The following is a 21,047-nucleotide window of genomic DNA, read 5'->3' as shown; positions in this document are numbered from 1 at the left end:
GCGCGGCAGCGGACCGGTGCCGCGCCCGGCCAGGAACACGAAGCCCAATTGCGTGCCCTGTGCGGAAAGCGGGATGCAGGCGGTGCTGGCACCGGCGGCGTAGGGATCCTCGCGCAGATGCGCGCAGGCCGAGTCGTGGCCCTGCGCATGCACGAAATGGCTCTTGTCGCGGCGCAAGGCCCAGCAGTCCTGCGGCGCCACGGCCGGCTCGCTGCCGACCGGCGGCTGGCCCCAACTGACGATCTCCTCGGCGCGGTCGCGCGAGGCGCGCAGCAGGTAGACGCTGCCGCCGGTGTCGGGCATCAGCGCGGCGAGCAGGCGTGCGGTCACCGTCAGTGCCTCGGCCGGCTCCACGCAACTCTGCAGCAGGCCGGTATAGCGGCTGAGCGCGTTGAGATCGGCACTGGTGCGCTCCAGCTCGGTGATGCTGGTTTCCATCTTCTCGTTGGCGACCGAGGCGGCCTGCTCGGCGTTGCTGCGGTTGCGCAGTTCGCGCAGCAGCAGCGCGTACACCACGCCGACGCTGCCCAGGCCGAACGGGATGCCGGCCAGGGCGAGCACCAGCAGCATGTCGGCGCTGCGCTGGTTGGAGGTGTCCCGGCTCTGCAGCAGTTGCAGTTCCACGTCGGTCATCTGCTGCACTTGGTCGCGGATCGCGCTGGAGCTCTGGTACACGCTGGGCGCCATCGCCTGCCGCAGCGCCTGCAGGCCGTCGCGCTGGTACACCGCGAGCATCTCCCGCATCTGCCGCAGGCGCGTGTCCATCGACTGCTGCAGCACCTGGATGTTGGCGATCTGCACGGGATTGTCGGAAACCAGCTTGCGCAGCTGCGCCAACTGCCGCGGCACGCGTTCGGCGCTGTCGTAGTAGAGGCTCAGATAGGCCTGGTTGTCGGTCAACTCGTAGCCGCGCAACGAGGATTCGGTCATCAGCAAGGTGGATTGCACCTCGTCGATGTTGCGCAGCACTTCGTGGGTATGCGCGACGCGTGCGGCGTCGGAGATCGCGCGTTGTGCGCCGTAGAACACGCCGGCGCCGATCAGCACGAAGACCGCGGCGGAGAACAGCAGGGCTAGACGGGTCCTGGCCCGCACACGTTGGAGAATCGGCATCGCAAAAGTCTACCGTGACGCCGCGAACGCCTTGGACCGGCGTCACAAAAGACGCCCTGCCGGCACAGCGCGCGGCACGCGCTGCGCGGCAGAGGCCGCCCCCGCATGCACGGGGACGGCCAATGACTCAATGCTGCTCGCGGTCGCCGTTGTGCGGATCTTCGTTGGCGTTCTCGCGTGCCTTGTCGGCGACTTTCTGCGCCGCATTCGCCGTCGCCTCGCTGGCATCGGCCGCCATCTCCTTGGCTGCGGCCGAGGCATCCTTGACGGCATCGGAGTTGGCCGCACGGTGCGCGGCATCGCGCGCGTCGGCGGCGACCTCGCGCCCGGCCTGCGCGACCTGGCCGGCGGCTTCCTTGGCCGCTTCGCCGGTCTGTTCGGCAGCGACCTTGGCGTCGCGTTGTGCCTGCTGCGATTCGGGACCCTGGCAGCCGGCCAGTGCGAGGGCGCCCAGCAGGGCCACGATCGGGGTCTTGTTCATGCGGCTTCTCCGTCCACGGGTGGGTGACGCGGCGCAGCCTAGGCGGACGCGCATGCAGCCTGCGTCAAGGCGGAGCGGTGGCGCGGGGCAGTGTTCAGGAAGGCGCTGCCGATGGTGGGGGAGGCGCCGTGGGGTGGGAGCCAGGCACTGCGATGCGCGCGGCTGCCGTCGCATGCGGGCCATGCGGATGTGCGGCGTCGGCGCGTACGCGCCGCACGTGCATGGCGCGTGGCAGCGGTGCGCATCGACCGCATCGCTCGCCGCGGGCGGCGGTGCGGCGCGTCGTGCGGGTCATGCGTCGCGCTTGCATGCGCGCTACGCGTGGACGACGCAATGGCGCGGACGAATTCTGTGTGCGGGGACGCACGCTTGCGAGGCGACGTCAGCGGCGGACGACGGCGCGGCATTCGCGCGAGGCGAACATGCATGCGTCGTCACCCACGCCGCCCTCCGGGAACTCGCTGTGCCGGCACGCTGGTGGCGCCGTTGCCGCACTGCCCGGTAAACGCCAGGCAAAGAAAAAGCCGCTGGCGGACCAGCGGCTCTTTCAGGACTGCAAAAAGCGAGAAGTGATTACTTCTTGGCTTCCTGAGCAGCGTCCTTCGCCTTGTCGGCGGTGTCTTCCGCAGCCTTGGCGGTGTCGGCAGCCTTGTCGGCAGCGGCATCGGTCGGGGCAGCGGCGGCAGCGGCCGAAGCGTCGGCAGCGGTGTTGGCGGCGGTCGCGGCGGTGTCGGCAGCGGCCTGAGCGGCGTCGGCGGTCGGGGCGCCGGCGGCAGCCGACTGGTCGGCAGCAGCCTGCGCGTCGGTGGCGGCTTCGTTAGCCGAAGCGGCGGCGTCCTGGGCCTGCTCCTGCTTCGAGCACGCGGCCAGGGCCAGGCCCAGGGCCATTGCGATCAGCAGCTTGTTGATGCTCATTGTGTCTATCCTCGTCGTTTAGTTAGGCAACGCGCGAATGCGCGCCCTCAACATGATGACAAGCCAAAGTCGGCTGTCAAGCGCACGCGCATTCATTTTTGTGTTTCAGGGGTTAATCCCAATCAAATCAATTCGATGGCGACCGCTGTCGCTTCGCCACCGCCGATGCACAGCGTCGCGATTCCGCGGCGGCCGCCACGGCTGCGCAACGCATTTAGCAATGTCACCAGCAGCCGCGCACCGGAGGCGCCGATCGGATGGCCGAGCGCGCAGGCGCCGCCATGGACGTTGACCTTGGCGTGGTCCAGGCCCAGTTCCTTGATCGGCACCATCGCCACCACGGCGAAGGCTTCGTTGATCTCGAACAGGTCGACGTCGTCCAGGCTCCAGCCGACCTGGTCGAGCAGCTTGCGGATCGCGCCCACCGGCGCGGTGGTGAACCATTCCGGCGCCTGCGAGAAGGTCGCGTGGCCGACGATCCGGGCCAGCGGCGCGACGCCGCGGCGGGCGGCCTCGTCGGCGCCCAGCAGCACCAGCGCGGCGGCGCCGTCGGAGATGCTCGAGGAGCTGGCCGCGGTGACCGTGCCGTCCTTCTTGAACGCCGGCTTCAGCGCCGGGATCTTGGTCACGTCGGACTTGCCCGGCTGCTCGTCGCTGTCGACCCGTACCTCGCCCTTGCGGGTGGCCACGGCGACCGGGACGATCTCATCGGCGAAGGCGCCATCGCGCTGCGCGGCCTGCGCGCGGTTCACCGATTCGATCGCGAACGCGTCCTGGTCCTGGCGGCTGAAGCCGAACTTCTCCGCGGTGGCCTCGCCGAACACGCCCATCGCCTGGCCGTCGTCGGGATTGGTCAGGCCGTCCCAGGCCATGTGGTCGACCGCCTGGAAGTTGCCGTAGCGGTTGCCGGTACGCGAGTTCGGCAGCAGGTGCGGCGCGTTGCTCATCGACTCCATGCCGCCGGCGACGACGATGCTGGCCGAACCGGCCTTGATCAGGTCGTGTCCGAGCATCACCGCCTTCATGCCCGAGCCGCAGACCTTGTTGATGGTGGTGGCGCCGGTGCCGTCGGGCACGCCGGCCGCGCGCGCGGCCTGACGTGCCGGGGCCTGGCCGAGGTTGGCCGGCAGCACGCAGCCCATGATGACTTCGGAGACGTCGGCGGCGGGGATGCCGGACTGCTCCAGCGCGGCACGGATGGCCGCGGCGCCCAGCGTCGGCGTGGGCACGCCGTTGAACTGGCCCAGGAACGCGCCGATGGCGGTGCGCTTGGCCGCGGCGATGACGATCTCGGTCATGGCAAACCCTTACGAAAGTGGTGTGCCGATTATCGGCCGCGGCGCGGGTTCTGCCAATTGCGTCCACTGCCGGGCCAGTCCTATGGTTTGCATTCCAGTGTAGATTTGACGTAGTTCAGCGCCGTCGTCGGCGGCCGCTAACGGGGGCAACACCGGCCGTATGGCCGGCAGACGACATTTGAGGGGAAGGACATGCGGGCATTGATGGCACGGTCGCTATTGGCGGCCGCGGTAGCGGTTGCGCTCACCTCGTGCGGTGGCGGCGGTGGCGGTGGCGGCAATCTGACCCATGGCAGTCCGCCACCGACCTCGCCGCCTCCGCCTCCGCCACCGCCGCCTCCGCCGCCGCCGCCGACGTCGCCACCTCCGACCTCGCCGCCGCCGCCCCAGCCGGCGTTCGACGCGCACCTGACCCTGACCAATACGCTGGCCGCGCACAACGCCGGCTACGACGGCAGCGGTTACCGCATCGGCGTGGTCGACACCGGCGTCAACCGCAACCATCCGGCGCTGGCCGGGCGGGTGGTGTCGAACCTGATCTACGTCGATCCGAGCCAGAACAACACCAAGGTCGACGACGTCGACGGCCACGGCACCACCGTGGCGCAGCTGGCGGCAGGCAAGTCGGTCGGACAGTGGCCGGGCGGCATCGCGCCGGGCGCGCAGATCGTGTCCGCGCGCATCATTTCCGACACGCCGCCCAAGGACGACGGCAGCGGCAGCGGCAACCAGGTCAGCGGCGGACTGGGCCTGACCCAGGTGCACCAGGACCTGATCAATGCCGGCGTCAAGGTGATGAACAACTCGTGGGGCGGCATCTACTGGACCGACCTGAACTCGACCAATGCCATCGCCGCCGAGTACCGTCCGTTCGTGCTCGGCAACGGTGGCCTGGTGGTGTTCGCCGCCGGCAACGAATCCAAGTCCACGCCCTCGGACATCGCTTCGCTGCCCAGCAAGGCCGGCCCCAACGGCACCCTGCCGGCGGCGGACCTGGAGCGCGGCTGGCTGGTGGTGGCGGCAACCGATTCGAGCACCGGCACGCAACTGGCCTCGTACTCCAACGCCTGCGGCGCGGCGATGCGCTACTGCCTGGTCGCGCCCGGCACCGAGGTGTTCGTCGATCCCAAGGCGACCACCTCCACCAGCAACCCCGACTACTACTACGGCAGCGGCACCTCGTTCGCGGCGCCGCTGGTGTCCGGCGCGGCGGCGCTGGTCTGGCAGGCCTTCCCGTACTTCACCAACGACCTGGTCCGGCAGACCCTGCTCGGTACCGCCACCGACCTGGGCACGCCCGGCGTGGACGCGACCTTCGGCTACGGCCTGCTCAACGTCGGCAAGGCCGTGCAGGGACCGGGCCGCTTCGACTGGGGCGACGTGACGGTGGGGTTCACCGGCAATTCGACCTGGGCCAACAACATCGCCGGCAGCGGCGGGCTGATCAAGCAGGGCAGCGGCACGCTGACCCTCAGCGGCACCCAGAACACCTACAGCGGCGACACCCAGGTGCAGGGCGGCACGCTCAGCGCGGCCAGCCTGGGCAGCTCGAACGTGGCGATCAGCAATGGCGCCACCTTCGTCGGCACCGGCGCGCTCGGCGGCAGCGTCGCCAATGCAGGCACCTTCCAGGTCGGTGCGGCCACGCTGAGCCTGAGCGGCAACTACGTGCAGAGCAGCAACGGCCGCCTGGCGCTGCTGGTCGGCGACAAGCTCTCGGTCGGCGGCAGCGCCACCCTGCAGGGCGGTTCGCTGTACGTGCTCGGCAAGCGCGACTACGTGGTCAACAACACCGCGTACACGGTGCTGCAGGCCAACGGCGGGCTCACCGGTACCTTCGCCTCGGTGACCACGCCGTCGAACGTGTTCCTGACCTCGTCGCTGTCCTACGACGCCACCAGTGCCTCGATCACCGTGCAGTCGCTGAGCGTCACCGCGGCCGCGGCCAGCTTCGGCAACATCACCGCCGCCACGCTGGCCTCGGCGACGCGCGTGGACGCGGCGTTCGCGCAGCTCAACACGCAGCTGAGCCACGACCCGGCCACGGTCGACGGCGCCCTGCTCAAGGCGGCCGGCGCGGTGCAGCAGTCGCCGAGCGTGGCGGCGGCGTCGGCGACGCTGCGCAGCCTGTCCGGCGAGGCGCATGCCGCGGCCACCGCGATGACCTTCGACACCATGGACCTGCAGCGGCGCGCGCTGTCCAGCCGCTTCGATACGCTGGTCGACCAGCCGCGCGCGGTCGGCGCCTGGAGCCAGCGCTTGGGCGAGACCGGGCAGGGCAGCTTCGCCGGCAGCCAGTTCCAGCTCGATGGCTGGCTGATGGGCCAGGACCTGCGCCTGGGCGACCACGCGGTGGCCGGCTTCGCCTTCGGCGAGAGCCGCGCCAGCGACGCCGGCAGCCTGGACCGCAGCCGCAACCGCCAGGTGCAGGGCCAGGCCTATCTCGGCGCGATGGCGGGCAATGCGTACGCGCTGGCGCAACTGGGCAGCGGCCAGTACCAGCGCCAGCTCGACCGCAGCCTGCTGCTCGGCGACACCGTTGCCGACGCCTCCAGCCGTTATGCCGGTCGCTTCCTGTCCTCCAGCGTGGAGGTCGGCTATCGGCTCGGGCGCGGCCCGGCGTGGCTGACCCCGTATGCCGGCGCCGACTACAGCCGCATCGACAGCGATGGCTTCCGCGAACAGGGCGGCGATGGCTTCGGGCTGATGGCCGGTGCCGCCAGTTCCTCGCGCAGCCAGGCCTTGGCCGGCCTGCGCGGCGGCTTCGGCGGGCGCGGCTGGTCGCTGCAGGGCTATGCCGAGTGGCAGCAGACGCTGGCCGCGCAGGGACTGGACCGGCAGGCCAGCTTCGTCGGCGTGAACGCCTGGGCGCCGCTGGTGGACCTGCAGCCGGCGCGCTCCGGCGGCCTGTTCGGCGCCAGCCTGCAGACCCGCTGGAATGGGGCGTTGCTGGGGCTGGGTTACGACCAGCGCTTCGGCCCGCGCGGCGACGACCGCGCGGTGTCGCTGCGCTATCGCCTGGGCTTCTGAGTCCGGGGACCCGGCCCGGCGCGTGCGGCGCCGGTGCAGGGTGGATCCGTCAAGCAGGGCCGGGACGTCCCAGCCCTGCGATCTGCGGCCTCCCGCCTGCGGCGCAGGAGGCGGCGCGAGGCATCACTCGCCGCGCAGGTGGCCCATCGAGCGCGGTGCGGTACGGCCCAGCGGCAGCTTGAGCTTGCCGATCGCCTGCATGCGCGCCTCGGCGATGCGGTCGGCGGCCTGTTGCGGCGGAATGTTCTCGCGCTCGGACAGGTCGAAGATCTTGCCGAGGTTGTGGTACATGCTGCGGATCAGCCGCATCGCGCGTTCGCGGTTGTAGCCGTCGATCTCCAGCGACACGTTCATGACGCCGCCGGCGTTGACCGCGTAGTCGGGCGCGTAGAGGATGCCGCGGCGGTGCAGTTCCTCGCCGACCGCGGCATTGGCCAACTGGTTGTTGGCGGTGCCGCAGACGATCTTGACCTTGAGCCGCGGCAGCTTGGCCTCGTCGAGCGCGCTCTCCATGGCGCACGGCGCCAGCACGTCGGCGGCGACGTCGTAGATGTCGTCCGGGTCCACCGCCTCGGCGCCGTATTCGGCCACCGCGCGCGCGACCAGCGCCGGGTCCAGGTCGGTCACGAACAGCTTGGCGCCGCGTTCCTTGAGCAGCTTCACCAGCTCCATGCCGATGTGGCCCAGGCCCTGCACGGCGATGCTGGTCTTGCCGATCTCCTCGTGGCCGAACTTGCGCTGCAGCGACGCCATCAGCGCCTGCAGCGCGCCGTAGGCGGTGAACGGGGCCGGGTCGCCGGAGCCGCCGTGCACCTGGTGCACGCCGGTGACGTACTCGGTCTCCAGGTAGATCTGCTCCATGTCGTTGACGTCGGTGCCGACGTCCTCGGCGGTGATGTAGCGGCCGCCCAGCGAATCGACGTAGCGGCCGAAGGCGCGGAACAGCGCTTCGGACTTGTCGCTCTTCGGGTCGCCGATGATCACCGCCTTGCCGCCGCCGATGTTGAGCCCGGCCAGCGCGTTCTTGTAGGTCATGGTGCGGCTGAGCCGCAGCGCGTCCTGCAGGGCGGACTCGGTGTTGGCGTAGGGGCGCATGCGCACGCCGCCCAGCGCGGGGCCGAGCACGGTGTTGTGGATGGCGATGATCGCCTGCAGTCCCACGTCGCGGTTGTGGCAGAAGACGACCTGTTCGTGGCCGGTGTTGGCTAGCGTTTCGAAAAGCATGGGGGCTCCGCTGGCGTTGCAGGTGTCGGACACCATGGTCCAGGAACGTGCCTGGTGGGTGGCGCAAAACAAAAACGCGACGGTTCCGGAACAGGCCCTGAGCGTCGCGATGGCGGCATTTTAAAGCAATTGCCGGCCGCCCGCGCGACGGCGCCGCGGCCACGCGCGGGAATCTCGCGGCTCTGTGCGACGCCAGTCGGGCAGGTGGCGTGCCGGTTCGCCGGGCGGCTTGCGTGGTGGCGGGACGCGGGCTTCCGCGGCAATGGCGCTGGGCACCCGGGTGCTGGCGGTGCGATGGCGGATCTGGTCGGTCGAGTGCTGACGGTGGCCGAGCCGGTGCAGTGGCACGGGACGAGCGCCGGCGCCGTGGGGCGGCAGCGGTCGGTAGCAGTGGTTGGCAGCGGTGGGCCCGTACCGCCGCGGCCCCGCATGCCGCGGCGGCGTGGCCCGCGATCGCCGCCGGCACGGCGATCGCGTCTCCCTGGGGATGGATGGACTAGCGGCGTACCCAATAGCCGGCGTGGAAGCGATAGGCGGGGCCGTAGTGCTCCCAGCGCGGACCGACATAGACGTAGCCCGGCCGTTCCACCACGTAGCGGCCGGCGACCCAGACGTGGTGGCGTCCGTTCCATTGCCAGTAGCCGGGCATCCAGACATAGCCGGGCCGCACCACCACCCGTTCCACCCGAGGCGGCGGTGGCGCGGTGCGGACCGACAGTTCCACCACTTCGCGCGCCTGCGCGGGCGCGGCGGCCATGGCGCCGGCGAGCGCGCCGCCGAGCAGGGTGGCCAGCAACAAGGGACGAGCGAACATGCGATGTCTCCGAAGGCATCGGCGGGGTGCCGACGCGGGAGGAAACGCCGCCACCGGCATGTGTGTTGACGCGCGGCCGAGGGCGTATTCATGCAGCGGATAGCCAGGCGCAGCGGCGCGCTAGCGGCAAGGGGACGCAGGTCTGCATGCTGCAGCGCAACCTGCCCGTGTCGCGCTGCGCGCCTAGAATCGCGGCATTCTCTTTTCGATGTCCGCACGATGAGCCTTCCCGCGTCCCGCGTTCCGTTGCCGCAGACCGACGCCAGTCCCTTGCGTTTCGTCACCGCCGCCAGCCTGTTCGACGGCCACGATGCGGCGATCAACATCATGCGCCGCCTGATCCAGGCGCAGGGCGCCGAGGTGATCCATCTCGGCCACAACCGCAGCGTCGAGGACGTGGTGCGCGCGGCGCTGCACGAGGACGCCGACGCGATCGCGCTGTCGTCCTACCAGGGCGGGCACGTGGAGTACTTCAAGTATATGGTCGACATGCTGCGCGAGCGCGGCGCCGGCCATGTGCGCGTATTCGGTGGCGGTGGCGGCACCATCACGCCCGAGGAGATCGCCGAACTGCAGGCCTACGGCGTGGAGCGCATCTACCACCCCAACGACGGCATGAAGATGGGCCTGGTGGAGATGATCGAGGACGTGGTGGCGCGTGCCGGGAAAGGGCGTGAGACCGCGGCGGAGGCGCGTGGCGCGACGCCGGCCGGCTCCCCGCTGCCGGACATCGACGACGAGATCGGCATCGGCCGGATGCTGTCGGCGATCGAGGACGGCGCGTTCTCGGAGGCGGAACTGGCGCTGTTGCGCAAGCAGTGGCAGTCCGGCGCGGTCTCGGCGGCCGAGCCGCGCAGTCGGCGCACCGCGCCCGTGCTCGGCCTCACCGGCACCGGCGGTGCCGGCAAGTCCTCGGTCACCGACGAGCTGCTCAACCGCTTCCTGGCCAGCTTCCCGCAGATGCGCATCGCGGTGGTCTCGGTCGACCCCAGCCGCCGCCGCACCGGCGGTGCGCTGCTCGGCGACCGCATCCGCATGAACGCGCTGCGCAGCCCGCGTGTGTACATGCGCTCGATGGCCACGCGGCGCCAGCACGCCGCCACCAACCGGGTGCTGAAGGACTGCATCGCGCTGCTCAAGGGCATCGGCTACGACCTGGTAATCGTGGAGACCGCCGGTATCGGCCAGAGCGATTCGGAGATCGTCGACCTGGTCGATTTCCCGGTGTACGTGATGACCAGCGACTACGGCGCGCCGAGCCAGCTGGAGAAGATCGACATGCTCGACTTCGCCGAGTTGGTGGTGCTGAACAAGTACGACCGGCGCGGCGCCGAGGACGCGCTGCGCGACGTGCGCAAGCAGTGGCGGCGCAACCGCGCGGCGTTCCAGCTGGAGGACGAGGCGGTGCCGGTGTATCCGACCATCGCCAGCCAGTTCAACGACCCCGGCGTGAGCTGGATGTTCGTCAATCTGTGCCGTCTGCTGCGCGACAAGCTGACGGCGCAGGCCGATGTCGCCGCTGCCCCGCCGGCGCACTGCGATTTCCGCCCGCAGCTCGACACCACGCTGAAGGAGCCGCGCGCCACCGTGCTGATCCCCGGCGCGCGCGTGCGCTACCTGGCCGAGATCGCCGAGCAGGGCCGGACGATCAATGCCGGGGTGCTGCGCCAGGCCGAGGCCGCCGACCGCGCGCAGGCGTTCTGGCAAGCGCTGCACGAACTGCAGGACCCGCAACTGCCGGCGCAGCTGGAACTGTATGCGGCGCAGGATCTGCTGCCGGCGTCGCGTGCATCCGCCGATGCGTCCGCTGACGCCGTCGATGCCAGCCTGCTGCTCCTGCGCCAGCGCTACAACGATGCCTTGCAGTCGCTGTCCAGCGAATCGCTGAAACTGCTGCGCGAGTGGCCGCAGCGGCTGAAGTCGATCACCGACCCGGTCACCGAATACGCGGTGCGCGGCAAGCCGATCCGGGTGGAGAACTACCGGGAGTCGCTGAGCCACCAGTCCATTCCGAAGATCGCCGCGCCACGCTACAAGAGCTGGGGCGAACTGCTGACCTTCCTCGGCAAGGAGAACCTGCCCGGCAGCTATCCGTACACCGGCGGCGTGTATCCGTACCGGCGCACCGGCGAGGATCCGATCCGCATGTTCGCCGGCGAGGGCACGCCCGAGCGCACCAACCGGCGCTTCCACTACCTGAGCGTCGGCCAGCCGGCCGCGCGCCTGTCCACCGCCTTCGACAGCGTCACCCTGTACGGCGAGGACCCGGCGCCGCGCCCGGACATCTACGGCAAGATCGGCAACTCCGGAGTCAACATCCCGACCCTGGACGACATGAAGAAGCTGTACTCCGGCTTCGACCTGTGTGCGCCGACCACCAGCGTGTCGATGACCATCAACGGCCCGGCGCCGATGATCCTGGCGATGTTCATGAACACCGCCATCGACCAGCAGGTGGAGAAACATCTCAAGGCCGATGCGCAGCGCTGGGCCCAGGCCGAGCAGACGCTGGCCCGGTTGTTCGAAGGCCGCGAACGCCCGCGCTATCACGGCGCGTTGCCGCCGGGCAACGACGGCCTCGGCCTGGCCCTGCTCGGGGTCAGCGGCGACCAGTTGCTGGACGCGGAGACCTACGCGCAGATCAAGGCGCAGACCCTGTCCAGCGTGCGCGGCACGGTGCAGGCCGACATTCTCAAGGAAGACCAGGCGCAGAACACCTGCATCTTCAGCACCGAGTTCGCGCTGCGCATGATGGGTGACATCCAGCAGTATTTCGTCGAGCAGAAGGTGCGCAACTTCTACTCGGTGTCGATCTCCGGCTATCACATCGCCGAGGCCGGCGCGAACCCCATCAGCCAACTCGCCTTCACCCTCAGCAACGGTTTCACCATCGTCGAGTACTACCTGGCGCGCGGCATGCACATCGACGATTTCGCGCCGAACCTGAGCTTCTTCTTCAGCAACGGCATGGACCCGGAGTACACGGTGATCGGCCGCGTGGCGCGGCGGATCTGGGCACGGGCGATGCGCGAGCGCTACGGCGGCAACGAGCGCAGCCAGATGATGAAGTACCACATCCAGACCTCGGGCCGTTCGCTGCACGCGCAGGAGATCCAGTTCAACGACATCCGCACCACGCTGCAGGCGCTGTACGCGCTGTTCGACAACTGCAACAGCCTGCACACCAACGCCTACGACGAGGCGATCACCACGCCGACCGAGGAAAGCGTGCGCCGCGCGGTGGCGATCCAGATGATCATCAACAAGGAGCTGGGGCTGAACTTCTGCGAGAACCCCTGGCAGGGCAGCTTCATCGTCGAGCAGCTCACCGACCTGGTGGAAGAAGCGGTGTACAAGGAGTTCGAGGCGATCAGCGAGCGCGGTGGCGTGCTCGGCGCGATGGACACCATGTACCAGCGCGGCAAGATCCAGGAAGAGAGCCTGTACTACGAACACAAGAAGCACGACGGCAGTCTGCCGCTGGTCGGGGTCAACACCTTCCTGCCCAAGGAGCATGCCGGCGAAACCGCGACCGAGATCGAGCTGATCCGCTCCACCGAGCAGGAGAAGGACCAGCAGATCGGCAACGTGCGCGACTGGCAGCAGCGCCGCAACGCGCTGGCGCTGGCCGCCGACGGCGCCGGCCTGGGCGCGCTGCAGCGCACCGCGCGCGAGCGCCGCAACGTGTTCGCGGCGCTGATGGAGGCGGTCAAGACTCACAGCCTGGGCCAGATCAGCCATGCGCTGTACGAGGTGGGCGGCGAGTATCGGCGCAACATGTAGGCGCCGACGGTCGTGGCTGCCGACGCCGGCGCGCCGGCGTCGGCGAGGGTGCCTGCCGCGTGCGCTTCTGCGGCGCCGCGCCAGCGCATGCGGCAATCTTGCGGCCGCGGCTTGGGCGGTCTCATAGTGTCCCATCGATTCACGCAGAGGGTGCCGATGAAAGCCTGGGGAGCGTTGGCAGTGTTGATGGCGTGCGCGGCCGCGACCCGCGCGGCGGAACCGGCCGGGGATGGGGCGGCGGGGCCGCTGTTCGACACCGTCGCGGCGCTGGACCAGCGCCTGTTCGAGGCCTACAACCGCTGCGACCTGGCGGCGTTCGAGTCGTCGTTCGTGCCGGACGTGGAGTTCTACCACGACACCGGCGGCGTCACCTGGGACCGCGCGAGCGTCGTCGACAACACGCGCAAATGGATCTGCGGCAAGGTCCGCCGCGAGTTGCTGCCCGGTACGTTGCGGGTCTATCCGATCAAGGACTTCGGGGCGATCGAGGAAGGCGAGCACCGCTTCTGCGAGCTGGCCAGCGGCCGCTGCGAGGGCATCGCCAAGTTCGTGATGGTGTGGCGCCAGGACCCGGACGGTTGGAAGTTGACGCGGGTACTCAGCTACGGGCATCGCACCGCGCCCGCACCGGCGCCGCACTGAGCGAGGGGGCGGCCGTCGCCCCCAAGAGGTCGGCGTTCAAGCCCCATCGCCCCGACCATACCCGCCACGTGCCGTCCGCAGGCGGCAGCGAGGAGCGGCGCAACAGGCTGATGGAGTGGTGCAGCGCGGTGTCGGCACGCCGCTTGCTTGCTGCTGAGTGGCGCGATCGCGCGTTGTCCATGACCGCCTCACGGCGGTCGGCCACCGCATCACGTCGGCGTTGCGCAGAAACCCGCGCGGCGTGCTTGAATGACATGGCGTGCCGCGTGGGCGCGCACCGGTGGCCGGGCGCGGGGACCTGGCGATGTTTTGCGGATGACGACGATCGTGCCGATCATGTGGATTGCCATCAGTGCGGGTGCGCTGGTGCTGGGGGGCGGACTGTGGTGGTGGCTGCGGCGTGGCCCTGGCGATGCGGCCGAGGCGCCGCAGGCGCGCGCCCATGTCGAGGATGCCGACGTATCCGCGGCACCGGCAGTGTCTGCACCCACCGCGCCAGCCGCGCCTGTTGCCCCGGTGGACCCGGGCCTCGACCCTTTCGCCGACCCGGCCCTGCTCGATCTGGATCCGGTGCCGGACGCCGCGATCCTCGCGCGCCTGTGCGAGCTGGCATTCGCCGGCCGGCTGGTGAGCACGTCGGTCACGCCTGCGCCGGCGGTCATGGCCGAGGCCGCCGCGGTGCTGGCGCGCATCGATGCGCATCCGCGCTACACGCCGCGACGCCCGCACCTGCTGCCGCAGCTCACCCGCGCGATCAACGACCCGACCGCCGGCGCCCATTCCATCGCCACGATCCTGGGCCAGGACCCGGCGCTGGCCGGCAACCTGCTGCGCATCGCCAACAGCGTCGTCTACCGCCGCCATCCCGAGCCGATCGAGAACCTGGAGCGGGCGGTGGCCCTGCTCGGCACCGAGGGCCTGCGCCAGATCGTGCTGGCGGCGCTGCTGCAACCGGTGATCGTCGACGACGGCAGCGTCTTCGGCCGCTGTGCGGCGGTGCTGTGGGAACACACCCTGCTGTCGGCGCACGCCGCCTCCCAGGGGCCCGACCGCGAGGATGCGAACGCCGCGCAGCTGCTGGCGCTGTTGTGCGGGCTGGGCGCGGTCTCGGTGGTGCAGGTGCTGCGCGATGTCCACGCACGCCACGCCGAGGCAGCGCCAACGCCGGCGGCGATGACCGAGATGCTGGAGGCCTGGTCGGCACACTGCGCCAAGGCTATCTCTGCGGACTGGGGGCTGTCGCCGCGCGTGCAACGCGCCCTGGAGGAGCAGTCGGGCGACGCCGATGTGGCGACCATGAGTGCGCTCGGCCTGGCCCTGCGCCGGCATCGCGCCGCGGCGGCCGCGCAGCTGGCGGTGCGCTATCGCCGTTAGGTGGCGCCGTTGCGTGGTCCAGCCAGTGATTGGTCGAAACGTGCGGCAGAGCGGCCGACTGCCGGAGCGGTGCTCGGCCACCGGGCGATGCGACGGGAGGTCGACGCAGCCGACAGCGCGAGACAGCATGCGCCGACGCAGGCGCGGATCCCTGTCGTGTCCACGCTGGCGCCGAGGCTGATCTGCTTGCTGGCGCCGTTGGCGACGATCGGCGTCCATGAAGGTGGCGCCCTGCTGGCGGCGCATGCGCATGCGTGCGCTGCGCGGTTCCGGCTTGGCAGGTGGCCGCTCGGTGCCGCGCGGAGCCGGTCATGAGTTCGGCCGGGACAACACGCGGCGCGTGGATGCCATCGCCCTGGCTCAATCGGCTCCTGACAGGCGTGCAGGGCGTGCTGTTGCTGATCGGCGTCTCGGCGATGGCGGTCGGCGCTATCGCCCTGGTCCAGGGCGTCTGGGCACCGGGCATGGTCGAGTTGCCGGTGATCCTGCTCAGTCTTCCGCTGGCGGGCATGGCGACGGTGGCGCTGCACGAGTGCGGCCACGTGCTGGCGGCGCGTGCCGCGGGCATGACCGTCTACCTGATCCATATCGGCCCGCTGCAACTGCATGCGCGCCGCCGTGGCTGGAGGATGCGTTGGCGGCGCGTGCGTCCGGGCCATCCGATCGGTTTCGTGCTGCCCGTGCCGGATCCCTCCCTGTCGCTACGCCGGCAGTATCGATTTACGATCGTCGGCGGGCCGGCGGCCAATCTGCTGGTGGCGTCGATCGCATGGCTTGCCGCGCGATGCGCCGGGGTCGACAGCAATCTGGGCGCATTCTGCGTTGGCATCGGCGTCCTCAACTTCGCGGTCGCGCTGATCAATCTGTTGCCGGTGCAGGGACGGTCGGGAGCAACCGACGGCTTGCAATGGGTGAATGTGGCGCAGTGGCACGAAGCGGATGCCCCGGCGTACGTGCTTGCCGAACTCAATGGGTGGACATGCCAGGGCGTCACCGCGGACAGGCTGTCGCCGTCCCGCCTGGACGTGCTCGCACGCAGCGACCTGGCCTTGTGCCACAGCTGGTTTGCGTTGAAGGCGGCGCAGCAGCGTGGTCAGTGGCGGCAAGCGGCGGAACTGCAACCGCAGATGGAGCAGCGCCTCGCCGAGGCGGGGCACGCTGCCGCGCAATGGGAGACGCTGGTCATGCTGCTGCGGTGCGAATTCGCATTTTCGCGTGCAATGGCAGGAAGCGCCGAGATGGAGGTGCTGGATGCGGGACTGACGGCGGAGGCGGACTGGATCGCTCCAGCGTTGCGCCCGCGCTGCCGGGCACTGATGGCCGTGCGGCACGCCGACCCGGCGGGGGCGCAGGCGTGGTTGCGGCTGGCGGAGGCGGTGGCCGAAGACCAGGTCGATCGTGCCCTGCGAGCCACCGAAGCCGTGCTGCGCGATGCGATCCGTGGACTGCTAAAGGCCGAATGACCCGTTGCTTCGGCGCGGTCGACGCCATGCGCCGCTCGCATGAAGCGCGGCGCGTTTTCTCGATGTCATGCAGACGCGATGCGCCCGGCGGGCAGGAGGCGGCCGGCCGAGCGGGATGCCCCGGCTGCACGCATGCAGCCGGCGCGACGGCGGCGTGGCGAGCGCGTCTGCCTCAGCGCAGCGGCACGTCGGCGACCTTGTCCTGGTAGTCGCGCTTGGGGTCGATGCCGAACAGCACCTTGATGCCGGCCATCAGGCTGGAACCGTTGAGCCAGATCTGCGCGTGATCCGGGTCCAGGCGCAGCAGCGCCAGCTTCGGATCGTCCTTGCCCTGTTCGTACCAGGCGTCGATGAAGCCGTTCCACAGGCGCTCGATCACCGCCTGGTCGTTATCGACGCTGAGCGTGCCGCTGATGCTGGCGAACAGGTCGTGGTTCTTGGCGCTGAATGCCGCGATCACCCGCTGGCTCTGCGTCAGCTTCTGCACCAGCGCGTTGTCCTTGGAGGTGAAGAACCAGATCGGGCCGCCGCGATCGCCCTCGAACTGCGCGGTCATCGGCCGGGCGTGGCCGTCCTCGACGCCGTCCAGACCCAGCATCACGGTGCGGTCGGACTTCAATGCCTTCCAGAATTTCTCTTCCAGTTCTTGCGGGCTGGCCATGCGGATCTCCGAGCGGGCGACAGTGCCCGCCTGCACTGTGCCTGCGGGGGCGCGCGCAGTCCGTGACGGGAGGGTGCACGCCACGTGCAGAGCCGGTACGCGCGTACCCGTGTAGACAAGTGCGGCGATGTGCAGCGCGCTGCGATGCGTATCGAAGCATCGCGCCGATCCCCAGTGCTACTAAGCGACCACGCCACGCATGCAGCGTGGCGGACGGACCACGGTTCCGCAGGGAAGGCGTGTGCCGATTGCCCGCGGCACGCGCCGCTTTCCGACAGGACGTTTGCCGATGAGTGCGATTCCCGCGACGCAGCCGCTGTTGCCGCCGCAACTGACCCTGGCGATGGCCGCCGCCAGCATCGCCGCCTACGCGGCTTACGAAGGCAAGCCGGTCTCGGCGCCGTCCGACTACCGTCTGGTCGCCCGCTGGTCCGGCTGGGATGGCGACCCGCTGGGGGGCAGCGAGGAGCTGTTCGGTCTGCTGTTCCGTTCCACCGCCACCGCCGGGACCTATCTGTTCGCGTTCCGCGGCACCGATTCGGACCTGGACATCTACGAGGACCTGGACTTCTCCACCACCGCCTTCGTGCCCAGCGCCCGTACCGTCACGCCGGTGCCGCAGGTGTCGGCCGGGTTCTACGGCATCTACAACGGCAGGGGCGGCGCCATGCGCGCCTCGATGCGCGCGCAGTTGTTCGCGCTGCTGGAGCACTTCGCGCCGACCCAGGTCTACGTCACCGGGCACAGCCTGGGCGGCGCGCTGAGCCAGTTGTTCTCGCTGGACCTGGCGCTGAGCCGGCCGGGGCTGCCCAGCCGCAACATCAACTTCTGCAGCCCGATGGTCGGCGACGCGAGCTGGGAACAGGCCTATGCCGCGCATATCGCCGCGGCCGACAGCACGCGCTGCTACAACTACTGGGACTACGCGCCGTCGCTGCCGCCGTCCACGTTCGGCTATGCGTCGGTGGGGCAGGCGTTCCGCACTGCCTACGACGTCAACGGTGCCTGGTTTCCGCATCTGCTGGCGCGGCACTCCATCGCCAACATGCAGATCGTGCTGCAGCACGCCCTGTGGCAGACGCCGCAGGCCTGGAGCGGAACCTTCGCCGACCAGACCGATCCGCAGCGGCTGATGCGCAGCCAGATCCCGCCCACCACGCCGCATCCGGCCTGGGCGGACATGGCGCTGACCGCGCGAGCGGCCGAGCAGGCGCTGGGCTTTCCGGAGGGGGCAGCGGCGTCGCCGGCGGCGGCCACGCCATGAGTGCGTGCGCGGCCTGGCGGCGCGCCCGTGGTGCCCGCGGTCACTGCATGGTGCCGCCACGGGTGCCACGCTGACCGCCCGTCGATCGCGAGGACGTCGCCATGGCATCGTTCGAGCTGTATCTCCCACAGCTGCTGCGGTTCGAGGGCGGCTTCGTCGATGACCCGAACGATCCGGGCGGCGCCACCAATCACGGCATCACCCTGGCCACCTTCCAGCGCTGCGCGCAAGCGCTGCTGGGCCAAGCGCCGACGCTGCAAAACCTGCGCGCATTGACTGTGCAGCAGGCCGCGACGATCTACCAGCACGACTACTGGGACAGGATTGGTGCCGATCAGATCGCCTCGCAGACGTTGGCCGAGCTCGTGTTCGATTTCTACGTCAATGCCGGCGATGTCGCGATCTCGCTGCTGCAGCGCGTCCTGCAGCAACTGGGCGCGACCGGCTTGGCGGTCGATGGCGAGATGGGGCCGGCGACCCTGGCGGCGCTTGCCAGTGCGGACACGGCACAGGTGTACGCGCAGTACCGGCAGCAGCGCATCGCCTACTACCAGCGCCTGGTGGCGGAGCGTCCGGCCGAGGCCGAGTTGCTGGCCGGCTGGCTGCGCCGCGCGGAATGGTTCCCGGCGAGCCTGCCGGCCGATGCGTCGGCGCCTGCGCAGACCGGCACCGCCTGATGCGACGCCGCGCCGTGCACGGCGCGTGCATCTGCGTTTCACCGCACGCGCATGCCGCGCTGTCTAGTCTCCCGAACCAGCGTCGGCCATCTGCCGACGCCAGCGCACGCGATGACGGCGTGCGCCTGTCCTCGTTTTCGGGAAGACCGCATCATGATCAAGTGGGCCATCATCATCGCCATCATCGGACTCATCGCCGGCGCGCTCGGCTTCAGCGGTTTGGCGGGCGCGGCGATCGGCGTCGCCAAGTTCCTGTTCTGGGCCGGCATCGCCATCGCCCTGGTGCTGTTCGTGCTGGGCACCATGCTGGCCAAGAAGGTCAGTTAGGCATCAGGCCGGGTGTCGCGTCGATGCAGGTGCGTCGCGCGACAGGTCCGTAGAGCGAGGCCCTGTGGTGATCGGCAGGCGCCTGCCGTGCCATTGAAGGCCTAGGCGTCGCTGGCGGTATCCGCTTCGTGCGTTGCAGCGTCGTCGTCGGCGGCGGGCTTGGCCGCTGCGGCACGCGCTTCGCGCTTGCGCGCTTCTTTTTCTTCCTGCTGTTTCTTCTTGGCCAGCTCGCGCTGCCGCTTTTCGAAGGAGTAGTTGGGCTTGGCCAATGCATGTCTGCCGTCAGGGGAATGCCCTGAGTGTAGCCGCTGCGCGGCTTCGGCGTGCGAAACGGACAGGCCGTCATCGGGACGGCCTGTCCTAGGCGCAGGTGCGGGAGTACGGCCCTCCCGGACCTTGGCTTACGGGCTCAGATACTGCTGGATCGACGAATACACGTCGGCGAAGCGCGAGTAATAGTCGGGATCGCTCGGTGCGCTGCAGTACGAGGTGCCGCCATACAGGCCGCCGCGCAATTGGTAGGCGCCGCTGCTGTTGACGGTGAACAGGCCGGAGCCGGACGAGCCGCCTTCGGTGACGCCGGTGCTCCACTGCACGCGATACAGCGGCGACTTGCCGTCGATGGAGCTGGACAGCGCGGTGACCTTGCCCAGCGAGTACTTCTTGACGTCGCCGGCCGGGTGGTGGATGCCCTCGATCGCGGTGCCGGTCGAGCCGATCGCCGAACTGCTCCAGCCCGCGTAGAACGCGCCGCTCGGCGGAGCGCTCTTGAGCTCGAGCAGCGTGGTGTCGCGCGTGGTATTGGTATAGCGCAGGTAGGCGCCGCCGCCGAGCGTGGTGTAGTTGGAATTGACCGTGGAGCCGCCGCAGGTGGTGGCGTCGTAGAACCAGTAGGTCTGCAGCGTGTTGGCCACGGTCTGGGTGCTGATGCAGTGCGCCGCGCTCCAGAACATTGCTTTCTTCGGCGAATTGCTGTTGTTGAGCAGGGTGCCGGTGCACAGGTAGGTGCTGCCGCCGCTGGTGAAGGTCATGCGCGCCACCGACTTGGCCGCCGAGGTGAAGCCGGAGGTCGGGTTGGCGCGGCAGACGATGTCGCGCTCGCACGAATCGCTCTCGCCGATCATCGGCCGCATCATCGTCTCGCTGGCGACCGGGCTGATGTCCAGGTGCGAGAGCTGCGGGATCTTCAACGCGAAGCCTTGCGGATACTGGCCCGCCGGCAGCTCGATCTCCACCACCATGCGCGCGCCGGCGATCACCGCCGACCAGCCGGGCTGGCTACCGGCGAACTCGGCGCCGCTCTGCTGGAACACGCGGCCGTCGTCGCCGGCGAAGCGCAGCGTCGCCTTGCGCGGATCGCCGGGCTGGGCGCCGCTGCCGCTGAGCTGCAGCGCTGCGCGCAGCGCCTGCGCGTTGGTCGAGGCGATTTCGAAACTGGTGACCTGGGCCCCGTTGGGCAGAGTCTGCCAGCGCAGGCGACGCAGGTTGATGTCGGGCTTGGCGACGTCGCGGGAAAAGCCGATCTGCAGCGGCTGGCCGTGCTTGACCTGTTGCCCGCGTGCCTGCTTCATCGCCGCGGCCTTGCTGCTGTCGGGCGCGGCCAGTTCGATCAGGCGCGGGGCGTGTGCGCTGCCCGGGGGAAGGCTGCGCAGTTCCGCGCCACCGAGCGCGGCGGCATCCGGGCGGGCTTCGACCGGGGCGGAATCCATTTCGGCTGCTGGGGGAGTGGCAGCCATGGCGGCGGGGGACATGCCGGCAATGCCGGCGAGCAACGCCAGGTACAACGCATGCTTGCGATTCATCGATCTTCCTTCTGCGAAGAGGGACGAGACCATCCGGCAGGGGACCGGATGCCATTGCACCCAAGTTCAGGGTGCCTGCCGAGGCTACGGACGACGCCAGAGCGATTGCGTGTCAGGCGTCACGCTCGGAGGGCCGGTTTCGTAGACAGCTGCTCACATTGCGTGTGATGGCGCGAAAG

The 21,047-nt window shown here is 69.6% G+C and carries 17 protein-coding genes; 8 read left to right on the top strand and 9 right to left on the bottom strand.

All coding sequences use genetic code 11. From position 1 onward, the window contains the following. From CEK69_RS16040 to CEK69_RS16025, 4 genes are all read right to left on the bottom strand, one after another. On the bottom strand, positions 1-1,113 hold a 1,113-nt coding region (locus CEK69_RS16040), incomplete at its 3' end, for a CHASE3 domain-containing protein (protein ID WP_226975190.1). A 127-nt stretch (positions 1,114-1,240) separates the two neighbouring features. Beyond that, a complete protein-coding gene (locus tag CEK69_RS16035; RefSeq protein ID WP_017908416.1) occupies positions 1,241-1,594 on the bottom strand; it encodes a hypothetical protein in 354 nt (117 codons plus the stop codon). A gap of 573 nt (positions 1,595-2,167) precedes the next feature. Further along, positions 2,168-2,509: a hypothetical protein gene (locus CEK69_RS16030; RefSeq protein ID WP_048490955.1), complete on the bottom strand. Its 342-nt coding sequence runs from the start codon at positions 2,507-2,509 to the stop codon at positions 2,168-2,170. 122 nt (positions 2,510-2,631) lie between these two features. Further along, the gene (locus CEK69_RS16025) at positions 2,632-3,807 is read right to left on the bottom strand and encodes a thiolase family protein (RefSeq protein WP_017914368.1); all 1,176 of its coding nucleotides are present in this window, start codon (positions 3,805-3,807) and stop codon (positions 2,632-2,634) included. 204 nt (positions 3,808-4,011) lie between these two features. Here CEK69_RS16025 and CEK69_RS16020 point away from each other — a divergent pair, with 204 nt between their 5' ends. Further along, a complete protein-coding gene (locus tag CEK69_RS16020; RefSeq protein ID WP_226975189.1) occupies positions 4,012-6,837 on the top strand; it encodes an autotransporter serine protease in 2,826 nt (941 codons plus the stop codon). A 123-nt stretch (positions 6,838-6,960) separates the two neighbouring features. Here the strand turns inward: CEK69_RS16020 and CEK69_RS16015 are convergent, their stop codons facing one another. Both CEK69_RS16015 and CEK69_RS16010 read right to left on the bottom strand, forming a co-directional pair. Next, a complete protein-coding gene (locus CEK69_RS16015) occupies positions 6,961-8,061 on the bottom strand; it encodes a Glu/Leu/Phe/Val dehydrogenase dimerization domain-containing protein (protein ID WP_017908213.1) in 1,101 nt (366 codons plus the stop codon). A gap of 496 nt (positions 8,062-8,557) precedes the next feature. Beyond that, entirely contained in the window at positions 8,558-8,875 is a 318-nt protein-coding gene (locus tag CEK69_RS16010) for a hypothetical protein (RefSeq protein WP_225851628.1), read from the bottom strand. Positions 8,876-9,094: 219 nt separating this feature from the next. Here CEK69_RS16010 and CEK69_RS16005 point away from each other — a divergent pair, with 219 nt between their 5' ends. The 4 genes from CEK69_RS16005 (at position 9,095) to CEK69_RS15990 (ending at position 16,137) form a co-directional block, all read left to right on the top strand. Next, positions 9,095-12,658, top strand: coding sequence for a methylmalonyl-CoA mutase family protein (locus CEK69_RS16005; protein WP_152246650.1), 3,564 nt, complete (start codon positions 9,095-9,097; stop codon positions 12,656-12,658). A gap of 156 nt (positions 12,659-12,814) precedes the next feature. Next, the gene (locus CEK69_RS16000; RefSeq protein ID WP_152246648.1) at positions 12,815-13,300 is read left to right on the top strand and encodes a nuclear transport factor 2 family protein; all 486 of its coding nucleotides are present in this window, start codon (positions 12,815-12,817) and stop codon (positions 13,298-13,300) included. Positions 13,301-13,636: 336 nt separating this feature from the next. Continuing rightward, positions 13,637-14,674, top strand: a complete 1,038-nt coding sequence (locus tag CEK69_RS15995; protein ID WP_226975188.1) for an HDOD domain-containing protein — start codon at positions 13,637-13,639, stop codon at positions 14,672-14,674. Between the two features lie 311 nt (positions 14,675-14,985). Beyond that, on the top strand, positions 14,986-16,137 hold the full coding sequence (locus tag CEK69_RS15990) for a M50 family metallopeptidase (protein WP_152246644.1): 1,152 nt from the start codon (positions 14,986-14,988) through the stop codon (positions 16,135-16,137). A 172-nt stretch (positions 16,138-16,309) separates the two neighbouring features. Here CEK69_RS15990 and CEK69_RS15985 read toward each other — a convergent pair whose 3' ends face one another. Continuing rightward, positions 16,310-16,798, bottom strand: a complete 489-nt coding sequence (locus CEK69_RS15985) for a pyridoxamine 5'-phosphate oxidase family protein (protein WP_010342308.1) — start codon at positions 16,796-16,798, stop codon at positions 16,310-16,312. Between the two features lie 289 nt (positions 16,799-17,087). Between CEK69_RS15985 and CEK69_RS15980 the strand changes: the two genes are divergently transcribed. From CEK69_RS15980 to CEK69_RS15970, 3 genes are all read left to right on the top strand, one after another. Further along, positions 17,088-18,062, top strand: coding sequence for a lipase family protein (locus CEK69_RS15980; RefSeq protein ID WP_152246642.1), 975 nt, complete (start codon positions 17,088-17,090; stop codon positions 18,060-18,062). Between the two features lie 101 nt (positions 18,063-18,163). Next, entirely contained in the window at positions 18,164-18,739 is a 576-nt protein-coding gene (locus CEK69_RS15975; RefSeq protein ID WP_152246640.1) for an N-acetylmuramidase, read from the top strand. Between the two features lie 153 nt (positions 18,740-18,892). Next, the gene (locus CEK69_RS15970; RefSeq protein WP_152246638.1) at positions 18,893-19,066 is read left to right on the top strand and encodes a DUF1328 family protein; all 174 of its coding nucleotides are present in this window, start codon (positions 18,893-18,895) and stop codon (positions 19,064-19,066) included. A 101-nt stretch (positions 19,067-19,167) separates the two neighbouring features. On the opposite strand, the gene CEK69_RS21095 is transcribed toward CEK69_RS15970, so the two are convergent. Further along, a complete protein-coding gene (locus CEK69_RS21095) occupies positions 19,168-19,335 on the bottom strand; it encodes a hypothetical protein (protein ID WP_193312719.1) in 168 nt (55 codons plus the stop codon). 132 nt (positions 19,336-19,467) lie between these two features. Continuing rightward, positions 19,468-20,868 carry an endoproteinase ArgC gene (locus CEK69_RS15965; protein WP_026143237.1) on the bottom strand — a complete coding sequence of 467 codons (1,401 nt, stop codon included), beginning with the start codon at positions 20,866-20,868 and terminating at the stop codon, positions 19,468-19,470. Positions 20,869-21,047: the final 179 nt, after the last annotated feature.

This window comes from Xanthomonas sp. LMG 12462 (assembly GCF_009192885.1).
In the GTDB taxonomy this organism is placed as follows: domain Bacteria; phylum Pseudomonadota; class Gammaproteobacteria; order Xanthomonadales; family Xanthomonadaceae; genus Xanthomonas_A; species Xanthomonas_A sontii.
This window is presented reverse-complemented; position numbering and strand designations above follow the sequence as displayed.

Excerpts from the sequence above, each read along its gene's own strand:
- CEK69_RS16035 (WP_017908416.1), bottom strand. The coding sequence starts at position 1,594 with ATGAACAAGACCCCGATCGTGGCCCTGCTGGGCGCCCTCGCACTGGCC.
- CEK69_RS16030 (WP_048490955.1), bottom strand. The coding sequence starts at position 2,509 with ATGAGCATCAACAAGCTGCTGATCGCAATGGCCCTGGGCCTGGCCCTG.
- CEK69_RS16025 (WP_017914368.1), bottom strand. The coding sequence starts at position 3,807 with ATGACCGAGATCGTCATCGCCGCGGCCAAGCGCACCGCCATCGGCGCG.
- CEK69_RS16020 (WP_226975189.1), top strand. The coding sequence starts at position 4,012 with ATGGCACGGTCGCTATTGGCGGCCGCGGTAGCGGTTGCGCTCACCTCG.
- CEK69_RS16015 (WP_017908213.1), bottom strand. The coding sequence starts at position 8,061 with ATGCTTTTCGAAACGCTAGCCAACACCGGCCACGAACAGGTCGTCTTC.
- CEK69_RS16010 (WP_225851628.1), bottom strand. The coding sequence starts at position 8,875 with ATGTTCGCTCGTCCCTTGTTGCTGGCCACCCTGCTCGGCGGCGCGCTC.
- CEK69_RS16005 (WP_152246650.1), top strand. The coding sequence starts at position 9,095 with ATGAGCCTTCCCGCGTCCCGCGTTCCGTTGCCGCAGACCGACGCCAGT.
- CEK69_RS16000 (WP_152246648.1), top strand. The coding sequence starts at position 12,815 with ATGAAAGCCTGGGGAGCGTTGGCAGTGTTGATGGCGTGCGCGGCCGCG.
- CEK69_RS15995 (WP_226975188.1), top strand. The coding sequence starts at position 13,637 with ATGTGGATTGCCATCAGTGCGGGTGCGCTGGTGCTGGGGGGCGGACTG.
- CEK69_RS15990 (WP_152246644.1), top strand. The coding sequence starts at position 14,986 with ATGAGTTCGGCCGGGACAACACGCGGCGCGTGGATGCCATCGCCCTGG.
- CEK69_RS15985 (WP_010342308.1), bottom strand. The coding sequence starts at position 16,798 with ATGGCCAGCCCGCAAGAACTGGAAGAGAAATTCTGGAAGGCATTGAAG.
- CEK69_RS15980 (WP_152246642.1), top strand. The coding sequence starts at position 17,088 with ATGAGTGCGATTCCCGCGACGCAGCCGCTGTTGCCGCCGCAACTGACC.
- CEK69_RS15975 (WP_152246640.1), top strand. The coding sequence starts at position 18,164 with ATGGCATCGTTCGAGCTGTATCTCCCACAGCTGCTGCGGTTCGAGGGC.
- CEK69_RS15970 (WP_152246638.1), top strand. The coding sequence starts at position 18,893 with ATGATCAAGTGGGCCATCATCATCGCCATCATCGGACTCATCGCCGGC.
- CEK69_RS15965 (WP_026143237.1), bottom strand. The coding sequence starts at position 20,868 with ATGAATCGCAAGCATGCGTTGTACCTGGCGTTGCTCGCCGGCATTGCC.